The organism is Microbulbifer maximicatervae (SeqCode) (assembly GCF_052467695.1).
On record NZ_CP174320.1, the window covers coordinates 964,761 to 985,174 of the forward strand.

The 20,414-nt window shown below is 49.8% G+C and carries 18 protein-coding genes; 13 read left to right on the top strand and 5 right to left on the bottom strand.

Annotated elements, in window-relative coordinates:
- Positions 1 to 6: 6 nt before the first annotated feature.
- Together ACJJI8_RS04045 and lgt are read right to left on the bottom strand one after the other, a co-directional pair.
- Positions 7 to 840 carry a thymidylate synthase gene (locus ACJJI8_RS04045; RefSeq protein WP_444915340.1) on the bottom strand — a complete coding sequence of 278 codons (834 nt, stop codon included), beginning with the start codon at positions 838 to 840 and terminating at the stop codon, positions 7 to 9.
- Positions 841 to 846: 6 nt separating this feature from the next.
- Positions 847 to 1,698 (bottom strand): prolipoprotein diacylglyceryl transferase, encoded by an 852-nt coding sequence (lgt, locus tag ACJJI8_RS04050; RefSeq protein ID WP_413665894.1) that lies wholly within the window; start codon positions 1,696 to 1,698, stop codon positions 847 to 849.
- An 88-nt stretch (positions 1,699 to 1,786) separates the two neighbouring features.
- Between lgt and ACJJI8_RS04055 the strand changes: the two genes are divergently transcribed.
- The 5 genes from ACJJI8_RS04055 to mepK all read left to right on the top strand — a co-directional run bounded on the left by ACJJI8_RS04055 (position 1,787) and on the right by mepK (position 9,005).
- Positions 1,787 to 2,608, top strand: coding sequence for an NRDE family protein (locus ACJJI8_RS04055; RefSeq protein ID WP_444934362.1), 822 nt, complete (start codon positions 1,787 to 1,789; stop codon positions 2,606 to 2,608).
- Positions 2,609 to 3,022: 414 nt separating this feature from the next.
- Positions 3,023 to 4,975, top strand: a complete 1,953-nt coding sequence (locus tag ACJJI8_RS04060) for a L,D-transpeptidase family protein (protein WP_413663577.1) — start codon at positions 3,023 to 3,025, stop codon at positions 4,973 to 4,975.
- 176 nt (positions 4,976 to 5,151) lie between these two features.
- Positions 5,152 to 6,375 carry a L,D-transpeptidase family protein gene (locus tag ACJJI8_RS04065; RefSeq protein WP_444934363.1) on the top strand — a complete coding sequence of 408 codons (1,224 nt, stop codon included), beginning with the start codon at positions 5,152 to 5,154 and terminating at the stop codon, positions 6,373 to 6,375.
- A gap of 55 nt (positions 6,376 to 6,430) precedes the next feature.
- Positions 6,431 to 7,609, top strand: coding sequence for a L,D-transpeptidase family protein (locus ACJJI8_RS04070; RefSeq protein WP_444934364.1), 1,179 nt, complete (start codon positions 6,431 to 6,433; stop codon positions 7,607 to 7,609).
- A gap of 862 nt (positions 7,610 to 8,471) precedes the next feature.
- On the top strand, positions 8,472 to 9,005 hold the full coding sequence (gene mepK / locus ACJJI8_RS04075; protein ID WP_282930973.1) for a peptidoglycan L,D-endopeptidase MepK: 534 nt from the start codon (positions 8,472 to 8,474) through the stop codon (positions 9,003 to 9,005).
- A 69-nt stretch (positions 9,006 to 9,074) separates the two neighbouring features.
- Here mepK and ACJJI8_RS04080 read toward each other — a convergent pair whose 3' ends face one another.
- Both ACJJI8_RS04080 and ACJJI8_RS04085 read right to left on the bottom strand, forming a co-directional pair.
- Positions 9,075 to 10,259: an imelysin family protein gene (locus ACJJI8_RS04080; RefSeq protein ID WP_444934365.1), complete on the bottom strand. Its 1,185-nt coding sequence runs from the start codon at positions 10,257 to 10,259 to the stop codon at positions 9,075 to 9,077.
- 42 nt (positions 10,260 to 10,301) lie between these two features.
- Complete coding sequence (locus tag ACJJI8_RS04085; protein WP_444935140.1) at positions 10,302 to 10,970, bottom strand: histidinol-phosphatase; 669 nt, start codon at positions 10,968 to 10,970, stop codon at positions 10,302 to 10,304.
- Between the two features lie 335 nt (positions 10,971 to 11,305).
- Here ACJJI8_RS04085 and ACJJI8_RS04090 point away from each other — a divergent pair, with 335 nt between their 5' ends.
- The 4 genes from ACJJI8_RS04090 (at position 11,306) to ACJJI8_RS04105 (ending at position 15,584) form a co-directional block, all read left to right on the top strand.
- A complete protein-coding gene (locus ACJJI8_RS04090; RefSeq protein WP_444935141.1) occupies positions 11,306 to 11,812 on the top strand; it encodes an RNA pyrophosphohydrolase in 507 nt (168 codons plus the stop codon).
- A gap of 108 nt (positions 11,813 to 11,920) precedes the next feature.
- On the top strand, positions 11,921 to 14,173 hold the full coding sequence (ptsP, locus tag ACJJI8_RS04095; protein WP_444934366.1) for a phosphoenolpyruvate--protein phosphotransferase: 2,253 nt from the start codon (positions 11,921 to 11,923) through the stop codon (positions 14,171 to 14,173).
- Positions 14,174 to 14,850: 677 nt separating this feature from the next.
- The gene (locus ACJJI8_RS04100) at positions 14,851 to 15,261 is read left to right on the top strand and encodes a hypothetical protein (protein WP_444934367.1); all 411 of its coding nucleotides are present in this window, start codon (positions 14,851 to 14,853) and stop codon (positions 15,259 to 15,261) included.
- A gap of 32 nt (positions 15,262 to 15,293) precedes the next feature.
- Entirely contained in the window at positions 15,294 to 15,584 is a 291-nt protein-coding gene (locus ACJJI8_RS04105; protein WP_444934368.1) for a hypothetical protein, read from the top strand.
- A 72-nt stretch (positions 15,585 to 15,656) separates the two neighbouring features.
- On the opposite strand, the gene ltrA is transcribed toward ACJJI8_RS04105, so the two are convergent.
- On the bottom strand, positions 15,657 to 16,928 hold the full coding sequence (gene ltrA / locus ACJJI8_RS04110) for a group II intron reverse transcriptase/maturase (protein ID WP_444934286.1): 1,272 nt from the start codon (positions 16,926 to 16,928) through the stop codon (positions 15,657 to 15,659).
- 655 nt (positions 16,929 to 17,583) lie between these two features.
- Between ltrA and ACJJI8_RS04115 the strand changes: the two genes are divergently transcribed.
- From ACJJI8_RS04115 to ACJJI8_RS04130, 4 genes are all read left to right on the top strand, one after another.
- Positions 17,584 to 18,009, top strand: coding sequence for a hypothetical protein (locus ACJJI8_RS04115; protein ID WP_444934369.1), 426 nt, complete (start codon positions 17,584 to 17,586; stop codon positions 18,007 to 18,009).
- Positions 18,010 to 18,076: 67 nt separating this feature from the next.
- Positions 18,077 to 18,412, top strand: a complete 336-nt coding sequence (locus ACJJI8_RS04120; RefSeq protein WP_444934370.1) for a hypothetical protein — start codon at positions 18,077 to 18,079, stop codon at positions 18,410 to 18,412.
- 503 nt (positions 18,413 to 18,915) lie between these two features.
- Complete coding sequence (locus tag ACJJI8_RS04125) at positions 18,916 to 19,359, top strand: hypothetical protein (RefSeq protein WP_444934371.1); 444 nt, start codon at positions 18,916 to 18,918, stop codon at positions 19,357 to 19,359.
- Positions 19,360 to 19,690: 331 nt separating this feature from the next.
- Positions 19,691 to 20,407, top strand: coding sequence for an MBL fold metallo-hydrolase (locus ACJJI8_RS04130; protein WP_444934372.1), 717 nt, complete (start codon positions 19,691 to 19,693; stop codon positions 20,405 to 20,407).
- The last annotated feature ends 7 nt before the right edge of the window (positions 20,408 to 20,414 follow it).

Consider the following 20,414-nt stretch of genomic DNA (forward strand, 5'->3'; position numbering starts at 1 on the left):
TGCCCCTTAAACCGCTACAGGTGCCGGAATATGTGGATAGGCTTCGTAACCTTTGAGTTCAAAGTCCTCGAAGCGGAAAGAAAACAGATCTTTCACATCTGGGTTCAAGTGCATTTGTGGCAGAGGCAGAGGGTCGCGCTGCAATTGCAGTTCGACCTGCTCCATATGGTTGGAGTAGAGGTGAGCATCACCAAAGGTGTGGATAAAATCGCCGGGCTTCAAACCGCATACCTGTGCCAGCATAAGGGTCAGCAGGCTGTATGAGGCGATATTGAAAGGCACCCCGAGGAAAATGTCTGCGCTTCGCTGGTACAGCTGGCAGGACAACTTGCCATCAGCGACATAGAACTGGAACAGGGCATGGCAGGGAGCCAGGGCCATACGCCCTTCACGAGCATTATCAGCTGGTGAAACACCTTCATCTGGCAGATCCGCAGGGTTCCAGGCACTAACCATCAGGCGCCGGGAGTCCGGGCGGGTTTTCAATTGGTGGACCAACTGCTCAATCTGGTCGATCTGGCGACCATCAGAAGTGGGCCAGGAGCGCCATTGATGGCCATATACAGGACCCAGATCACCGTCCTCTGTCGCCCACTCATCCCAAATCCGCACCTTGTTGTCCTGCAGATAGCGGATATTGGTATCCCCCTGCAAAAACCACAGAAGTTCGTGAATAATCGAGCGTAAATGGCACTTTTTAGTGGTGATCAGCGGAAAACCCTCCGCCAAATTAAAGCGCATTTGATAGCCAAACACACTGAGAGTACCAGTGCCGGTGCGGTCACCTTTAACGGTGCCGTTATCGCGCACATGGCGCATTAGATCGAGATACTGCTTCATCTACTGCTATGCTCCGCCTTTAACTCGGGAAGACCCTGCTTTCTTACCTTTCTGCTCAGTTCGCCCCTCGGGAAGCGGCTGAGTTTTATAACTCCACACCAGCAATGCGATGCCGGCAATAATCATTGGCAGACTCAAAAGCTGCCCACGAGTCATCCATCCAAATAAATCAAAACCTATATGCCCATCGGGCTCCCGGACAAATTCCACCAGGAAGCGGAATACACCGTAGAGCGTCACGAACATACCACCCACCGCGAGTCGAGGGCGCGGCTTGCTGGAGAACCACCAGAGCAGCGCAAAGAGAACCAGCCCCTCAAGGAAGGCTTGATACAGCTGGGATGGGTGCCGGACCAGAAGGTCCGGGTCCTTTGGAAAGACCATGCCCCAAGGGCCTTCAGTTTCACGCCCCCAAAGCTCCTGGCCAATAAAATTACCGATCCGCCCAAGCCCAAGACCGATGGGCACCAGAGGAGCAACGAAATCAATTAGAGCCGGGAAGGTTGTACCAATTTTACGCGCGTAGAGTGCCGTGGCCAACATTACCCCTATCAGCCCGCCGTGGAAGCTCATCCCCCCTTCCCACAGCCGGATCAGTGATATCGGGTCTTCGAGCAACTGGGGGAAGTTATAAAAGAACATGTACCCCAAGCGGCCACCGATAACGACACCAATGGCACAGTAGAGAATCAAGTCCTCAACTTCGGATTTAATAACCGGTGACCAGGGTTTGGCACTTCGGCGCAATGCCAACCACCAGGCCGCGACAAAGCCAGCCAAATACATCAGCCCATACCAGTGCACTTTTAAGGGGCCTATTGCAAAGGCTACCGGGTCAATTTCGGGATAGGTCAGCATGGGGGAATCGCGATTGCTAATAAAGGGCGTATTATGGTCGTAAAGCCCCCCGCTGTGGAAGGGCAGCTTGCCCCTAGGGAAGATCCCCATGTGTCTACTACTATTCGCCTATCAATGCCACCCGAAATACCCTCTGCTGTTGATCGCCAATCGGGATGAGTTCTATCAAAGGCCAACCGCAGCAGCTGAGCACTGGCCCGGGACCGGGCTAATTGCGGGTAGAGACCTTGAAGCTCAGGGAACCTGGGCCGGCGTATCCCCCGGCCGGGTCGCGGCTGTAACCAATATCCGGGAGCCTGGGACACCGGAATCTGAAGGAGCGCTTTCCCGCGGAGAAATACCGCAGAAATTCCTCAGCCAACAAATTAGCCCTGAGCATTTCATCCACTACCTGGAATCCCAGCAATATCGAGGCTTTAACGCCCTGCTGTTTGATATTCAGAATCAAAACACTCTCTTCTGTGCCGGGAACCGGCACAAGCCATTTACGTTTGAACCGGGCATTCACGGTATCTCCAACGGCGCACCGGACGAACCCTGGCCAAAGGTGGAGAGGGGCAAAGCGGGGCTGGCAGAAATAATACCTGCGGCCGACCAACTGGTAACAATCGATAGCTTTGTGGAGCCAGCACTGGCACTGCTCAAAGATCGCAGCCAAGCGTCGGACCAACAACTCCCTCATACCGGGCTACCACTGGAGATTGAGCGGGCACTCTCTCCGATATTCATTCAAATTGATGCCGATAGCTCGGCGACAGAACCAATGCTTCGCAATGGAGGCTACGGTACCCGCGCGAGTACCGTGATCACCATCGACCAGAGGGGATGTGGCCAACTTTGGGAGCAGACTTTTATAAACGGCAATCAAAGTGGCCCCCTGCGCTACTTCACTACCCAGTCGCCCAATTAAGCAGGCTCAATGCGAATGGCAAACAAATTGTGCATAACTTTTTGTACAAGCCTCTGCACCATATTTAAAAAAGCCCCAGTAAACACGCCCCATTTTCACCCACGGGCGAAAAATTTGACGCAAAACTCATCATTCGCAAATCCTTACTCTAAAAAGAATGAAGCGCCAAGCAAATTTTGCATTTATTGCCATACTTACTTTCACAGACTGAAGTTGGTTGAGTTTCGCGCAAGCAGGACACCGACATCAGTCTTAATAAAAGGAAGTCGCGCGGGACGCATGACACGTGCGAGTCACCGATAATATCCCTGAGTATCTGGATGGGCTCGCCACAGGTTGGGAAGGTATGAACGATCTGGCGCCCGGCATTTTCCAAAATATCGCACCGGGCCCCCGCAGAATCGCTGAGGTACCATGTCGTATTTCAACCCCGAGCATCGTAGACGCAAATCTGTACTTCCACTGCTGACACTGGGTAGCCTCTGTGTCTTCATTCTTTATTATGCTTTCGCAGCAAACCAGAAGACCGTACCCGTTTTACCGGAGAATGCTGTTCGCCCTCATTTAGTACACTGGCTTGAGGAAAACCCCGATGCCTGGCCAGCCCAGGACCCCATTTTTAACCCCGCCGCTGTGCGCAAGATCTACCAGCGCACGGATTACCGCTTGCTTTGGTTCGATAACTACAGCCTAAGTGATAGTGCCAATGACCTGCTGAAACAACTCACAGCTGCCAGCTCCGGCAATCCGAGCAGCATGGTCGACTACCGCTACCACCTGGGATACTTCGATCGCACCCTCCGCGATACTCCACAACGGCTTCAGATGGCTGCAGTATTGGATATCTTACTGACCGATGCCTTTGTCTCCTACGCGCAAGATACCCAGCTGGACAGGCTCAAGCCCAAAACCCGCCCGCGCCGGGGTGTCACACCGGTTCTGCGGGATAGCGAAGGTTTCCGCTTGGTTGCGACCAGCACCGCTCAACAGCAGGCTTCCAGTGAACCCAGCGGGCGCAAGTACTTCCGCGGATATGATCGCGCAGCCAATCTCGGCAGCAATGTTCGCAGCCGCTATTACTCGCGGGAATACAATGCGGATACTTCCGGCAATTACTCAGGACGCAATTATTCCGGTAGCACTCGCACCTATGAACGCAGTCGATACCGTTCCTATCGGGACAACAATAGTGGCTCGGGTTCCGGCAGTCGCGTTTATTACAATCAGGGGCGGTCAAATACTGCCGCCCCACCGGTGAGATCTGAAAACAGTGAGGGGCCTTACTACGAGGAAAACCGGCCCTATGGCAACGATGTAAGAGCGCTGCGCGGTGAGCTGCAACGACTGCGCAAGATTTCTTCCAGCGGTCGCTGGCGTCCGATCCCGGCGGGCCCTGCCATGACCATGGGTGCACGCCACCCACATGTGGGCCTCCTGCGCAACCTGCTCTCCCTATACGGTGATTACCAGTCTTACTACAGCTACGGCGGCACTGATCGCAATCGCTTCGATCGGGGCCTTCACCAAGCGGTGGTGCGCTTCCAAAAACGTCACGGCCTGAGGGCAGATGGTATTGTCGGTCGCTCAACTCGCAAGCGCCTGAATTTATCCCCAGCTGCACGCGCCCGCATTGTGGAAATGAATATCAAGCGCCGCGAAGAATTGCCGGAACAATTGGGCAGCCGTTTTATCCAGGTCAATATTCCCGCGTATCGTCTCAAATACGTGGAAAACGACCAGGTCAAACTGGCGATGAATGTCGTCGTCGGTAAGAAAAAACACGCAACGCCTGAAATAACCACCCGTGTCAGCAAGGTAGTCTTTAACCCCACCTGGACAGTACCGCGCAGCATCCTGGTGAATGAGATCCTCCCCAAAGCTCGTAAAAACCCTGCAGGTATGGAAAAAATGGGATACCGGGTGATTAGCGGTAGGGGTGAAAAACTGCCTCTGACTCCGCAAAACCTATCTGCTGCAGGTGCGGGTTCCTACCTAATGCGCCAAATGGGCGGTGAGGAAAACATATTGGGACGTGTCAAATTTGAAATCCCCAATATTCACGACGTGTACCTGCACGATACGCGCGCGCGCAAACTTTTTTCCCTGACCTCACGGGGCTATAGCCATGGCTGCATCCGCCTGGAAAAACCCCGCCACTTGGCCGAAGCGCTGCTTCGTCCCCAAGGGGATTGGGATCAGTGGCGTATCGATCAATTGACCACAGGAGAGGAAACCACGGAAGTGGATATGTCCCAACTGGTGAAGGTTTATATCACCTACTGGACTGCCTGGGTCGATGGTCAGGGCAACCTGAACTTCCGCCCGGATATTTATGGCAAAGATGGACTGACCGATAATCAATTTTAAAAGAAACCGGGGCGGCTATACGTCGCCCCGGTTATAACCAGGGAATTATTGAGCGTGTTATTCCATTAATTAGACTTTCTTAAGCAGCACCATTCCTGAAAATTATTTAAAGACTATCAGTCACAAGTTATCAATGTGAGCACAGTGATAAATCTCAGTGCTTGCAGGGGTGACTTATGGGTGCTGCCAACAATTCACTTTGCGCTTTTTTGCCACGCAACCAACTAACCTCCCTCCGGGCGAGTGCCGCTGCGATTGCCATAGCAATATCGGTAGGCATTCACTCACCACAAATACTCGCCGAAGCTAAAGATACCGCCGAACCTGACCTGATCGGCAGTCGCGATCCTTTTTTACCTCAGGGCAGGCAATTTTCCCTACTCAGCGAAGCGTTAGCACGCTATCAAACCCTGGCACAAGGTAATTACTGGAAACCGCTCAGTGCTGGACAACCTATCGCACCGGGCAGTCGCAGTCCCCGGGTTGCGCAATTGAGAAGCCTGTTAATGCTCTATGGTGATCACCATCCCGAAGAGTACGGAGCAGATACTTCTAAAGCAGATGTCTACGACAAAAAACTGCAGCAGGCCGTTAAACGATTTCAGAAACGTCATGGATTAAAGCAAACGGCACTGGTTGATGAGGGAACCCGGAGTCGACTCAATACCCCGCCAGATAAAGTTGCCAAAATTCTGGCAGCAAATATTGAACGCTGGAAACAACTCCCCAAGGATTTAGGGCCTCGCTATATCATCGTGAATGTCCCGGAATTTAATTTGCGCCTAATTGAAGGCGATAAAGAGCAGTTCCGTATGCGTGTGGTTGTGGGAAAACCAAAACACAAAACACCGCAAATCGCTACCCGTATGACGCGACTGGAATTTAATCCTGTATGGCGTGTCCCGCCCAGTATTGCGCTGCGGGAACTTTTACCCAAGGGCAGTTCCGCCCTCAGGGCAAAAGGTTATCGCCTGATGAATCATCGGGGCAGATCGGTGCCTTTTACTCGTGGAAATGTGGCTGCAGTGCGTCGAGGGCAAGTTTCGCTGCAACAAAAAGGCGGACCGGGGAATGCTTTGGGAAGAGTGAAATTTGTTATCCCCAATCGGCAGGCCATTTTTCTCCACGACACAAATAGCAAGCACTTATTCAAAAAATCCCAAAGGGCCTTTAGCCACGGTTGTATTCGCCTGGAAAAACCATTGCAGTTTGCCCGTATGATGTTAGCCCAGCAAAACAAGTGGAGTGATGCTCGCATCAATCGCGCGCTGGGAAGTGGTCGCACCCATGGCGTTGCCCTTAAAAATCCCCTGCCGGTTTATATCGCTTACTGGACTGCCTGGATAGATGAAAATGGGCAGCTTCAGTTTCGGCCGGATATCTATAACCGGGATCAGTAATAGGAGGTAGAGAGTGAAACGGATAAAGAGCTATAGGGACTACTGAGTTATCAGTATGGCAAATGGCCCATTCCAGCTCGGCATCGCCGCACTGATAAGCCTCGTAATTACCTCGGCCAGCCCTTTGAATGCTTCATTTACTGGGCAGACCGATGTCATTATTGAGCCAATCAGTTCAACCCAGCAATTGCGCGATACCGCTCAGGCTTACCGAGTTTTAGCGAAAAACTGGCGACCTATCGCCCAGGGAAAAACTTTACAGCCTGGAGACAAAGGCCCTCGTGTCCTGCAACTACGTAATTTGCTGGCACTTTATAAGGATTATCACGGTCAGCCCGGGCCGCTTTCCGCTCCGCAAAAAGACCCCCGAAGATTTGACAGTGCGCTCCAAGCTGCAGTGGAGCGCTTTCAGGAACGCCACGGATTGAACGTTACCGGTATCGCCGATGAAGACACACTTGCAGCCTTGGCTATATCGCCAATGGAACGCGCTAAGCAAATGGAATTAAATGCATCCCGATGGGAGCAGCTAAAGCTCCCAGAGGATGATCGCTACGTAATCGTCAACGTGCCCGACTATCGATTGCAGCTTATTGAAGATGGTTCGGTCGCTCTCAATATGAAAACCGTCGTGGGAAAAAGCAGTACGCGCACACCAAATTTACGCACGCGGATAACCAATATTGTTTTCAGCCCAACCTGGACTGTCCCCCGAAGTATTCTTGTCACCGAGCTTTTGCCCAAGGCACGACACAACCCAACAGCCATGCACAAGCGGGGTTATCGAGTAGTGCAATATCGCAGCGGTAAATCGTCCCCTATTACAGAGGAGACTATTGCCAAGGCAGCCGGTGGGCACGCTACTTTGAGGCAATTGAGTGGCCCTGAGAATACCCTGGGAAAAGTGAAATTTGTTATCCCCAATAAGCAGGCTATTTTTCTCCATGACACCCAGGCTCAAAGCCTGTTTAAACTTCGCCAGCGGGCATTAAGTCACGGATGCGTAAGGCTACAAGCACCAGAAGAATTAGCTTATTTTCTTCTTCGTGACCAGGGGTGGGACAGAACCCGGGTAGCGCAGGCAGCCAATGGGCACGATGCTCTGAATGTAAAGGTTAAGGGATCACCCCGTATTTACATCGTTTATATGACCGCCTGGATAGATAGGGATGGGCGCCCCCAATTCCGGCCTGATATTTATCATCGTGACAAAGAGCTGCCTTATCCAAATTAGGGAGCCTATCGGCAAGTGAAAAATATTAAGTATCGCTAAAGGATTTTGCCTGTTCTCATTTTCGCTGGCAGCGCTCTATAACGCTAAAGCTCCCCAGGAAATAGAACTTGAAAGACACCGGTCAAAATAACCACCTAAGCAAGTTTGATTTAATTTTCAAAGCACTACTCACACTTCTATTTAAACCCTGGCTTTGGTTTGGAAACTACATCCTTGTCATCACAAAATTAGAGCTTTGCCATATTCACAACCGTGGTAGCAATACTGGCCGGATCTAATTTTTCCAGGTTTCTTTTTATCGCCCGCCGCTACTGGCGGGCTCCAGGAAATCGAGATCAATACGCCCCCCAAATATCGGGCGGTCCAGAGTCTGCCGGATACCCTAAACAGATGTATGCCCGGAGAAATACTACGCTGGCAGCACCTAAGCTGCATGTATATACATGTACACACAAGCTCCTGCCTTCTATATATCTAGGGTGTCCTCTGTCTATAGATGGGTAAACCATCCACTAATAAAGAAGGCTATCAAGCTCATGACCGAAGAGGTGATCGGATAGCTCCCAAGTACACTGACGAAACAGCCCGATAAAACTTATAAGTCGCAGAAAAATAATTTTTTAGTGATTAGCGCGCAATGACAACGCTGTCTCCTCCCTATTCAACACCGTCGACTGATCAGCAATAAAAATTCCGGTTTCAAGTAGCAGAAAAGAAAAAATATACCACCCAGGCTATCTAATTATTTCTGAATTAGCAGCTTCAGGTTTGTAACAACTGGTTATTTTTTGTACATTTTCCGCCGTACCCGGTTGCGCCAACTAAGGCAAACCGACGAGAGATTTAACGACGAGGCGGAATTATGAAGAATCCATCCAGACGTCGATTCCTGGCAGTGACCTGCGCAACTGCGGCGGCCGTCAGCGCCGGACCGACTTTCGCAAAAGTAGGTAGCTCCCGCACCCTGAAAATGCGCAACCTGCACACTGGGGAGAAGCTGGAGGCCGCCTACTGGACTAACGGAGATTACAGCAGCGGAGGCCTGAAGCAGTTCAACAAATTGCTTCGCGACCACCGCGCCAACGAAGTGACCCGAATGGATCCCAAGCTTCTAGATATCGTCTACAAGCTGAAGGAGAAGTTCAATTACAACGGCACCATTGAGATTATCTCTGGATACCGTTCACCTAAAACCAATGCCAAGCTGCGTGCAGCTGGCCGAGGCGTAGCGAAACGCAGTTACCACACTCGTGGTATGGCCTTGGATATCCGTATGCCGGGAGTGTCCCTGTCGAAGTTGCGCCAGGCAGCACTCAACCTGAAAGCGGGCGGTGTCGGATACTACCCGAAGAGTAACTTCGTACACGTGGATACTGGCCCTGTACGTCGCTGGTAATCCCCACCCAACAGATACAAAAAAACCCGGCAGTCGCCGGGTTTTTTGTTATGCCTGTGAGAGCAAGATTTATTCACCATCAACCGGTAGGCTAACCGGCATCACATCCTGATCGGATACTGGCACTTGGGTAGTACCTGCCATCAACCCGGCGATACGCTCGAGAAGTTTGCGTGCCTGGGCCAATTGGGTCAGCTCCGCCAGTTCAATCGGGTCTTCCATTTGCAACAACAAGCTCTCGAAATCCACAAAAGCCTGCTCTAAAGCCGTCACCTGATGTCGATCCAGCAACAGCTCCGCTAAGCCGCCCCCACCAGTGGGAATCCAGTTTGACTGGAGAGTTGCCATAATTGCCAATATCGCCTGCTTTGAATCGGCAGCGCGGCTACTTTCCACATCGCTCTCGGAACTCTCCGGCAACCTGCGCAACAGCTGCTCATCAATCACCCGGGTGTGCGATGCACGGATTTGCTGCAATCGGGCAACCGGTCCAAGGGATAGATAGGGCCGCGAAAGGCTGTTGGCCGCCGTCGGCCAACGACGGGCCAAGCCTGCCATATCCTCTTCCACACCTTTGACGATCAAGCGGGTTAGTTCACGACGCCGATTGACGGCCAGGGCCTCGGGTTTTTCCCCATCGGACTTAGCCAAAAACTGCTCCGCAACCCGCTCGCTGGTGGGCCCCCAGAGCATAATTTCCAGGGCGTGAAAACCAGTGCTGGCCTCTTCATGAGCCGTCAGGCGGTGCTGCTTGCGCAGGTTCGTTAAAGTCAGATCAATGGCCGTATCGTTAACGATACCGCTCTCAGAATAACCCGGCACTGTATCCAGATAGCCCGCCTGGGCCGGCCAACTATCTACTGATAACAGTAATTTTCTACCCTGGCTGCGCAACTCTCCCGAAGAAAAAGCCAACTTTATATAAGGCAGTGCAGCGGCAAATTCCCTATGGGCATCCAGCCAAGCGAGCCTGGCATTCTCCAGCTTATTTTCATTCGGCTGAGCCAGAAGGCCATCCACTTCACGCTGCAAAGTTTCAACAGCGGCATGGGCGTGGATAACCTGGGCCTCACCCGCCTGCCAAATTGCCAGGGATAACTCGGTCGCAGCCTTTTCATTCACAGGTTGCGGCGCAATACTTTGTTGCGATACCTGCTGCGGTTTTTCTACCGCTTTTTGTTCACAGGCAGAAAGTCCGGCCAGGGCCCCGATTAAAACAGCCAGGGCCCGGTACTGGATAATAGATCCGTTCACTCAATTCCCCATCTTGTGCATTTCACAAATACTGGCAAGCACCTACTCACTCTCTTCCCGCAAACTGATCACCGGCCAGCCGCGAGCCTCAGCTTCTACGCGCAGGCGATCATCCGGGTCCACCGCAATTGGGTGCTCAACTTCGCCCAGTAAGGGCAGATCATTGATGGAGTCACTGTAGAACCACTTTTCACTGTTGGCGTATTCCGGGTTGTGGGCCAGCCATTGTCGCAACCGGACAACTTTCCCCCCCTGGTAACAGGGTTCACCAACGACCTTTCCGGTGAACCGCCCCTCATCCTCCTCTGGCTCAGTGGCCAGCAGGGTATCGACACCGAGGCGCGAGGCAATGGGCTCAACCACAAAGCGATTGGTCGCAGTGATAATCATGATGTGGTGGCCTTTGCGCCGGTGTTCGCCGATCAGCGCCTGAGCCCGAGGCAGCCACAATTCACTGATAACTTCCTGCATAAACTCGCTCTGCAAGTTTTCCAATTGGCCACGGGAAAGCTGCGCCAGGGGTTCCAAGGCAAATTCCAGGTAGGCAAAAATATCCAATTCACCGCGCTGGTAATCTTGATAAAAGCGGTCGTTAGCCGAGCGGTAACGGGTCCCGTCGACATGTTCACGCTCCACCAGAAATTCGCCCCAGGCATGATCGCTATCACCACCTATCAGCGTGTTATCCAGATCAAAGATTGCCAAGTGCACTGTCGACTCTCCCATAACTATAGGTTCCCCAAAAGCATTTGACCGCCAGGAAGCCGGAAACGTCCCCTGCGCGGCCGCTAATTTTACCTTGCGCCGCACGACAGCACACGGACTGCGTCACTGAATTGCTGTAAACCCCCTGCTGTGGAACAATGCAGAACAAGTAAGTGCAGCGCACGGCCGCACACAACAGTATTGAGGATGGTATTTTGGGCGACGGCAAGCCGGCACAGGCCGGACGAAAGAACCGCCGTAAGCCCGCCAAGCATTCGAATCGCAATGATAAAGCTCCGGCCGGTAACAAGAACCGGGGCACGAGTGGCGAGAGCAGCAATATCGATGCCGAGGGGTTCCGCCCCAATGTCGGTATTATCGTGCTCAACGCCCGCGGTCAGGCACTGTGGGCGCGGCGGGTAGGTGGCAAGGACGCCTGGCAATTTCCCCAGGGTGGTATTAATCCGGGCGAAACCCCTGAACAGGCGCTATATAGGGAACTGTACGAAGAAGTAGGCCTTACTCGCGATCAAGTCAGTATGATTGCCTGTACCCGAGGCTGGCTGCGCTATCGCCTGCCACAAAGGCTGATTCGACGTCGCTCCGAACCACTGTGCATCGGGCAAAAGCAAAAGTGGTACCTGCTGAGCCTCGAGGCAGATGAGGCCTCCATCAGCTTCGACAATGGTTACAAACCTGAATTCGACCACTGGCGCTGGGTAAGCTACTGGCACCCACTGAGTAAAGTGGTGACCTTTAAGCGTGAAGTATACCGGCGCGCACTGACCGAGCTGGCCCCACAACAAATACAGCTGGAGAGACGCTGGCTGCGCGGACAGGACAGCTGACCGCACAGGGTAGTTAGCAGCGTATCTTCACAAAATGGCCCCGATCAGCATCGAACTTCTACTTTCCGGGGTCATCGAATTTCTCCGTTGATTGGCGAGGACAGGCCATTGCTCGGATCTCTGCGCAGTATCGTTCAGGAAGTAAATGCCGCCCGGAATCTCACCGCGGTGCTGGAAATCATTGTGCATCGCGTGCGGGAAATCATGCACACCCGCGTCTGCTCCGTATATCTGCGCGACAAGCAACACGGCAACTATGTCCTTATGGCCACCGATGGCCTCAACCCCAAAGCGGTTGGCCAAGTCCACCTGGCCCCCGGCGAGGGACTGGTAGGCAATGTAGTCACCCGCGAAGAACCAATTAACCTGGAAAGAGCTGAAGCCCACCCCGCCTTCCAATATTTCCCCTCTACAGGAGAAGAGCGCTTTAGCGCCTTTCTCGGCACACCGATTATTCACCACCGCGCCGTACTGGGTGTCCTGGTTGTGCAGCAAGAAGAGAAGCGCCGATTCGACGAGTGGGAGGAAGCTTTCCTGGTCACACTCTCAGCGCAGCTCGCCGGCGTTATCGCCCACGCTGAGGCCACCGGTCTTCTCGCCTGTATTGGCAAGCAACAACGGGAAACTCACTTCTCTGGCATTGCCGCATCCCCCGGTGTGGCTATCGGGCGGGTACATATTGTCACCCCGCATGCGAATCTCGGCACAGTGCCCTACTCCGAATGCGAGGATGTGGACACTGAATTGGCCCTGTTTCAACAGGCCCTGAGCGCTGCCCAGGAGGAAATTCGCGAAGTCGGTGAGCGCCTGAAGAGCGACCTCAGCCCTGAGGAACGGGCGCTATTCGATGCCTATATCAGCATGTTGGATGACAGCTCCCTCGCCGTCGAGGTATGCGATCGCATCCAACAGCAGCTCAGTGCCCAGCGGGCCTGGGCCGAAGTCATGTTGGAACATGTGCGGCGCTTTGAAGCCATGTCCGACTCCTACTTTCGCGATAGGGCCGCCGATGTTCGCGACCTGGGCGCCCGAGTGCTGATGCACCTGCGGCAACAGCAGCAGAGCGACCGGGACTTCCCCGATAACACCATCCTGATCGGCGAAGAGCTAACCGCAGCGGTATTGGCAGAAGTGCCCAGGGAAAAGCTGATCGGAGCCGTATCCGTTAAAGGCTCCTCCAACAGCCATGTGGCTATTATTGCCCGAGCCATGGGACTGCCCGCTGTCATGGGAGTCCAGGACCTACCTTACGAAACCATCGACGGTGTCGATATGGTGGTGGATGGCTACCGGGGCGACTTACATATTCACCCCGGCGCAGAACTCAAGCGCCGGTACGACGATATTGTTGCAGAAGAGCAGCAACTGGCCCGCAACCTGGACCACCTGGCTCAACTCCCGGCAATCACCTCCGATGGCCATCGCATTCGCCTGATGGTAAATACCGGGCTGATGGCCGATGTTGTTCGCTCCCTGGAGCGCGGCGCTGAAGGAGTAGGACTTTTCCGTACCGAAGTACCTTTCCTATTGCGAGACCGTTTCCCCTCCGAGGAAGAGCAGCGCGAAATTTACCGGGAGCAACTGGAAGCCTTTGCCCCCCTACCCGTCACCATGCGCACCTTGGATATCGGCGGCGATAAAGCACTGGCCTATTTCCCTATCGAGGAAACCAATCCCTTTCTGGGATGGCGCGGTATTCGCGTAACTCTCGACCACCCGGAAATATTCCTGGCGCAAGTACGCGCCATGATGAAAGCCAGCCTGGGACTAAATAACCTACGGATTATGCTCCCCATGATCAGCGGCCTAAACGAGCTCGAAGCCGCGCGCAAACTGGTGGAAAGAGCCTACCGGGAGCTGCTTGAAGAAGGTTACGAAATTGTTATGCCCCCACTCGGGGTAATGGTAGAGGTACCCTCCGCCGTCTACCAAGTGCGGGAACTCGCCGTACATGCAGACTTTATATCGGTGGGCAGTAATGACCTCACTCAATATCTCCTGGCGGTGGATCGTAATAACAGCCGCGTAGCCAATATTTACCACGCCCTGCACCCAGCGGTATTGCGCGCTTTGCAGGAAATCGTAACGGCAGCCCATGCCGTTGGCACCAAAGTGGGGATCTGTGGAGAACTAGCAGGAGAACCTAGCGGTGCATTGTTATTAGTAGCCATGGGCTACGATATGCTATCGATGAACGCCACTAACTTACCGCGAATAAAAGCTACGCTACGCGCCGTTAGCCGAGCTGATATTGAGCTGCTCCTGCAACAGGTTTTGCAGATGAATAGCCCCGAGCAAATTGAAAGTACCGTGAAAGGGTTTCTTAATGAGGCTGGATTGAAGGTCTCTTTGCAGCCGTAAATGATGAGGTATTTAAATCTAAATTTACCCGATTTTATAAAGCCTGCGCTCAATAGCTAACAACCAGACCGTTAGCCCCTCGCAACAGCAAGATATTTGCCCAAGCGACTAATGAAGAGCTATATCGTTCAACATTATTCTGACCCACTAAATAGCTTCTCAATATTTCCTAATCCTTAAGCTGCTTTTCAGAAATGGCAATCTCACTTTATTTTTAAGTGTGCCAATGGAATAGCAGAATATCCCCCACCCAAAGAAAAAAACAAATAACCACTAAATACGCGTGATACTCAATTAGTACACTCAAACCAAAAAAATATCTAACCCTCCACAACACTCAATCCTGAAGCCTTGGCCTCATCACACTTCTAAATTCCCGATAATTCTGACAAGTTAGTGAGTGCCAGCTCAGGTAATTATGATCATTTTGACCGTTATTTTTGAGCTTTACATAGAATGTATAAAAATACCTTACAAATCAGTTAGTTATAAGTTGAGTTAAAAACTGGGATAGTAGTCAAAGTGATCATTTTTGTAGTTTGTACTTTAGCACCAAATACATCTAACCCTATGATTTTTATTTAAAATTTCCGTTATATCGGGAAAGTTGATTCCGAAATAGTAATCATGATAAAAGTGGTCAGAATGATTACTGTATAAATGTTAGCCATATGATCATGAAAAATATATCTAGACAAGAATTTGTAAGAGGAAGTGGCGGGTTCATAATACTGGCCATCTTTTCCTACGTTACTTTTCTATTTTTGCGGGGGATTTTCAATATCTCTGTAGAGGGGTGGGTGTTCCTTGGATATATCGCCATTATATTTTTAGGTTTCTACACAACATCGCTTTTAATCAATCGTCTGGTAGAAAGATACCAATCTGCACATGGCGACAAAGCGAAGAAAACTATAGCAGCCTTATCGCTCACCATTGATGCAGTCATGGTCGGTATTTGTTCTGCCATGGCAGTAAGGGCGCTCTACGAAGATCGCTTTGATAACATCGTTATGTGGTTTTGTATGGTCGCATATAGTATTTACTATATGTATAAGCATTCGAAGGAAAAATTGGAAAATGGCTAACAAGGTCAAATGCTAACGGCGTTAAACATCTAATGGATATTATCGAGTTGCATGATTTGATCTCTGAGGTTGTTGAAAGTCTCCCCGAACAAGAATCTAGAGAGCTGATTGCCCTTTGTGATTCTTTAGAAGAGCTTGGCCCTAATGAATGGAGTATTAGGATTGCGAAATTCTCAAACAAAATGCTCCTAAACAATATTGGCGATACCGAAAAACTACTGAAGCTAGAGGCTGAGGCAGAGAATGCCGGCTCCATCGAGATCAAACCAATCTACCTGTTGTTAATTTTAGTTCTAGTGGCACTGGTGGTGTATTATGTTTAAATCGGGTAGCCAGTAGTTTCTAGCTACCGGCCCCCACACCACCCATCGTGCGGGTCCGCAATGGGCGGTTCCCTACCCGTAATGAATTTCTACCCAGCGATCACGTAACGAGACCAACCCCATCTTTTGGAAAACCTCATTGTTTAGTGCAATATGAATACCTTCTGTCTTTGCATTTCGCCAGTAACTTTTACCGGACGATCCACAAGTGACAGCCAGTGATTCACTCACACCCATGCGTAGCAAATTTCGAATTTTCGTTCTTACCCTACGCCAATTCTTCCAATAGCTCATTCTTAATCGCCGCCGTATCCAGCAGTCAAGATCAATACATTTTTGGTAGCCTTGTGCTATACCAAAATAATTAATCCAGCCACGGAGGAATACGGTAAGCTCTTTCATTTTCTTCTCCATCGAAATACCACGGGATCGCCCTGTAATCTGACGGACGTGATATTTAAATTGGCGCAGCGACTTATCATGCCAGACAAGCTTTGCTCCACTGAAAGAAAACCCCAGAAACTTACACCGGCTAACGGGGACTACTTGGCTTTTAGCATCGTTAACTTTGAGTTTAAGCTTGCGCTCAACAAAGCGTTTGATGCTGGCCATAACCCGTTCGCCGGCACGCTTAGAGGAAACGACAATCACGAAATCGTCCGCATAGCGGACGAAATTGTGTCGGCGTTTTTCCAGCTCTTTGTCGAGCAGATCGAGTACAATATTGGAGAGCAGCGGCGATAAAGGGCCACCTTGCGGCACCCCCTCATAACACGCTTGCCAACATCCATCTTCTACCCAGCCTACGCGCAAGTAGCTTGCGATCAGTTTGAGTAAACGCTTATCGTTAATTCTTTGGCCGAGTAAGCTCATGAGAAAGTCATGATTCACTCGATCGAAGAACTTGGATAGATCGACATCCACCGCTATTCGCTTGCCACCCTCGATATACTTTTGTAGCTTTTTCACCGCGTGATGCTGTGATCGCTTTGGCCGGAAGCCATAGCTAAACTCTGAAAAAGTCACATCGAAAATAGGGTTGATGATTTGCGCGATTGCTTGCTGAATAACACGATCAAAAATCGTAGGTATCCCTAGACCTCGCTGACCACCGTCTGACTTGCGAATGTAGACGCGTCTAACAGGCAGCGGCTGGTAATGACCTTGCCGAATGGCTTCGATAATTTCATCGCCGACTGCCTTGAAGTGCTGCACAAAATCATCAACGGTAATCCCATCAATGCCTGCGGCACCTTTATTCGCTCGAACGTGCTTCCATGCAGCATTGAGGTTTTCTTTGCTGAGGATAGCATCGAGTAGATTTTCATTTGAGTTGAGTGTCATGGCAGTGCGCTACGTCAATTTTATATCCGGCTGGCAACATATCGGTAGGCTAGCCCTGTCTTTTAACTCGTGGATTTTGGGTTCAGGCCTTCACCCTGTCCAAGGTATTAATCTTGGCATTTGGCTACTATGCCGTCGGCTGACTTCTGTTTAATCACCTTGATCATTACTGACCAAGGCGCCGCTGTGTCCCACCATTTTTGTCTACCCCACGATGGTGGCTAGCGAGTTGGGCCTATTTATGATTCAGCGGCCACGCTGACAGCTTCACAGCGGCAAGTTAAACAGATCTCCCCAGATAAGAACGTGAACTTTCACTACACAACTGCATCATTTACTCTACCCGTTAGACCACATGGCTTTGGTATCCTTGGCTACCTCGCCTCCAGGCTAAGCCTTATATGATGTTTCTGTTCGTCAGCTCGTAGTTTTGCTAGCGGCTTCCTCCCCACAAAACCTCGCGGTATTGCAGTTGCCATTCGCTAGTAGTTAGCATTTAATGGACCCATTAAATGGTGATCCTCCTACAGGGGACTTTCACCCCATTAGTTCACGCCCATGCTGGGCGTACCAAGTAAAGACACCCGACGTCAAAACCTTCGTTTTGGTTTTGTCGCAGGTGCTTTAAACGTTATGCAGCACAAGGAATTGAGTAATGTTTGAAATTCTTAGTCTTTTACTATTTTTTGTATGCGTAGTTCTTTTACTTACTTGTTTAAAACTTGTGAAGATTAATAAAACGCTAAAGAGCGAGAAAATGTTCTGGAGGTATGCTGCTATAGAAATCTTTGATAAGTCTTTTGAAGTTCTAGAAGATATCCGAGAAGCAGCGAAACTGGAAATCAACGAAGGAAATATAGAAGCTGAGGATATGCCATTTATTTTTCTAGGGGGGAAGGAGCTCGCAGACTTTCTCGGCAAACCATACGAACCAGTTATAGAATCCATCGAAAAATCTGCTTATGAGCTATTCCAAGATCAAGTTAAATCCATTGCCAACGACTGTAGTAGAGAAGGCTATCAATGGTTAACTAATGATGATTCATCTTGGTTGGTTAAAAGGGCGCTCAAACATGCATAACCAGTTTGGGCAGTACGCCCAGGCGCACTTCGTGCGCTACTGCCAAAGGCATTAGGCGCTTCTTGCCATGAGATATCTCATTGTAACTCTTCTAGTCTTATGCACGCCGTTAATGGCTAATACCTCTTGCGACAACGCAATACTAATCCCAGGAAAACAGATCTACCCTAGCAAGACTGCTGCAGGTGTAGACATACTCTCATTTGGCCCCTGTGAAGTTTATGTCTCTTTTGACCTTGAAAGCTCAAAGCCTGTAAATATTGACACAAGTACAGCCACTGACCGCTGTGCACTATTCTATCGATCAGCATCTAAATTCGTTGAAACAACCACATACGTTAAAGATTCAAATATTAAAGGCTGCAACACTAAAGTCATATATGTTGAAGGTGGTGGCACCTAAATCGGGTAGCCGGTAGTTTCTAGCTACCAGCCCCCACACCACCCACCGTGCGAGTCCGCAATGAGCGGTTCCCTATCCGTGATGAATCTCTTCCCAATGATAGTATCAAGCAGATCTTCATCTCAGTTGAGTGTCACAGATCTCCCCAGATATGAACGTAAACTTTCACAGCACACTGCATCATTTACTCTACCCATTAGGTCACTTGGCTTCGGTATCCTTCGCTACCTCACCTCCAGGCTAAGCCTTATATTATGTTTTTGTTCGTCAGCACATAGTTTTGCCAGCGGCTTCCTCCCCACAAGACCTCGCGGTGTTGCAGTTGCCATTCGCTAGTAGTTAGCATTTAATGGAGCCTATTATATGGTGATCTTCCTACAGGGGGCTTTCACCCCATTAGTCCGCAGCCATGTTGGGCGTACCAAGTTTAGGTTGCGGAACCAGCTGATGCTGTTTCGGAAATAAAAACGTTAGGTCGTAGAATTCAAGTGGAGAAGTTAATAGTGAATAAAATTATTAAAGTAATAGTATTGTCCTCATCCCTCATCGCTACTGGTGCGGCATATGCCAGCCAAGAGGCGCAGCAGCTTAGTATATGCCTCACAGACTCAATGAACGGTAAAGAAAGGAAAAATTTGGCCAAATGGATTTTTTTTGGCATGTCCTCGCATAGCTCGATCAAACCTTTTTCAAAGGTTACCGAGTCAGATATTGGCGATTCAAGTAAGTATGTTGGGGCATTAATTACCCGGCTTATAACTGAAGATTGCCCCAGTCAAGCTAAGGCGGCTTCAAAAGTACTGGGTTCAGCTGCCTTTGATCAAGCATTTAAGGTTGTTGGAGAAGTAGCAATGCAAGAACTAATGGCTGAGCCCTCGGTTGGTCAGTCGCTAGGAGCATTTGAGAAGCACCTTGATAAAGAGAAATTTAACGCGGTATTTCAGTAGTGTATCCATTTTATCAGGGCAAGATCACACAAAAAGACTAACGAATTTTCTGTCTGCGACTAAAGGCGTTATATCCAAGACTTACCCACATTTAGTAGACGCCCTATATAGTTAGATTTAGCCATAACACAAAGGTACACCTAAATTACGTAAGGTAAGGAAAATTTTGAAATTAAAGCTCACGATATGTTGATAGTCACATCTTACGGTGTTTAACATATCGATGAAATTTAATTAAAATACAAAAGGATTTGCTTTGAATATTTTCAAAATTCTTCTTTCAATAATATTCATACTCATCAGCTCCACTGCTTCATCAAGCATAGTAAAGATGAAGATATCTGAACAATTATATATCTTAAGTGGAAAAGAGTATGGTACTAATATCGGTTTAATAGACGTAGGAAATGGCTTGGTATTAATAGACCCGATGCCGGGAGATAATCATCTGAGTGAATTAGACCAAGTAATTCATTCGACCTACGATAAGCCTGTTATTTTTATCTTAAATACACATGCACACTCTGATCACACTGGAGGCAATAAGTATTTTGAGAATAAAGGTGGAAAGCTTCTAGAGGGTGACCTTCCCCTAGAAGGGTTTACTCACATAAGAGTTAGATCTCATTCATCGATTGACAATATATTTTATCATAAGGAGAGTAACGCAATATTTGTTGGTGATATTTTCGATACTAGCTGGCATCCCACATTTTATGCTGGTGGAGTTAAAGGCTTCAGCAGCGCAGTTGATACTATTTTAAATATGGGTGATGATCAAAGCTTAATCATACCCGGGCATGGTGTTACTGCCAATAAATCATCTCTAATTGAATTTAGAGAAAATACTTTTTCATGGATAAATAGAGTTCGAGAACTTTATCATAAAGAATCAGATCTAGAGAAAATAATGGCGGATACACAATTAAAGAGTATTTTACAGAAATTCAACGCGAGCGATAAAGCCACATTTATACCTGAAAAGACTTACAAAAGATTCATAGAGAGAACAATCTCCGTGATAGATAATGAAGAGAGCTTGCAATAGGCTCATT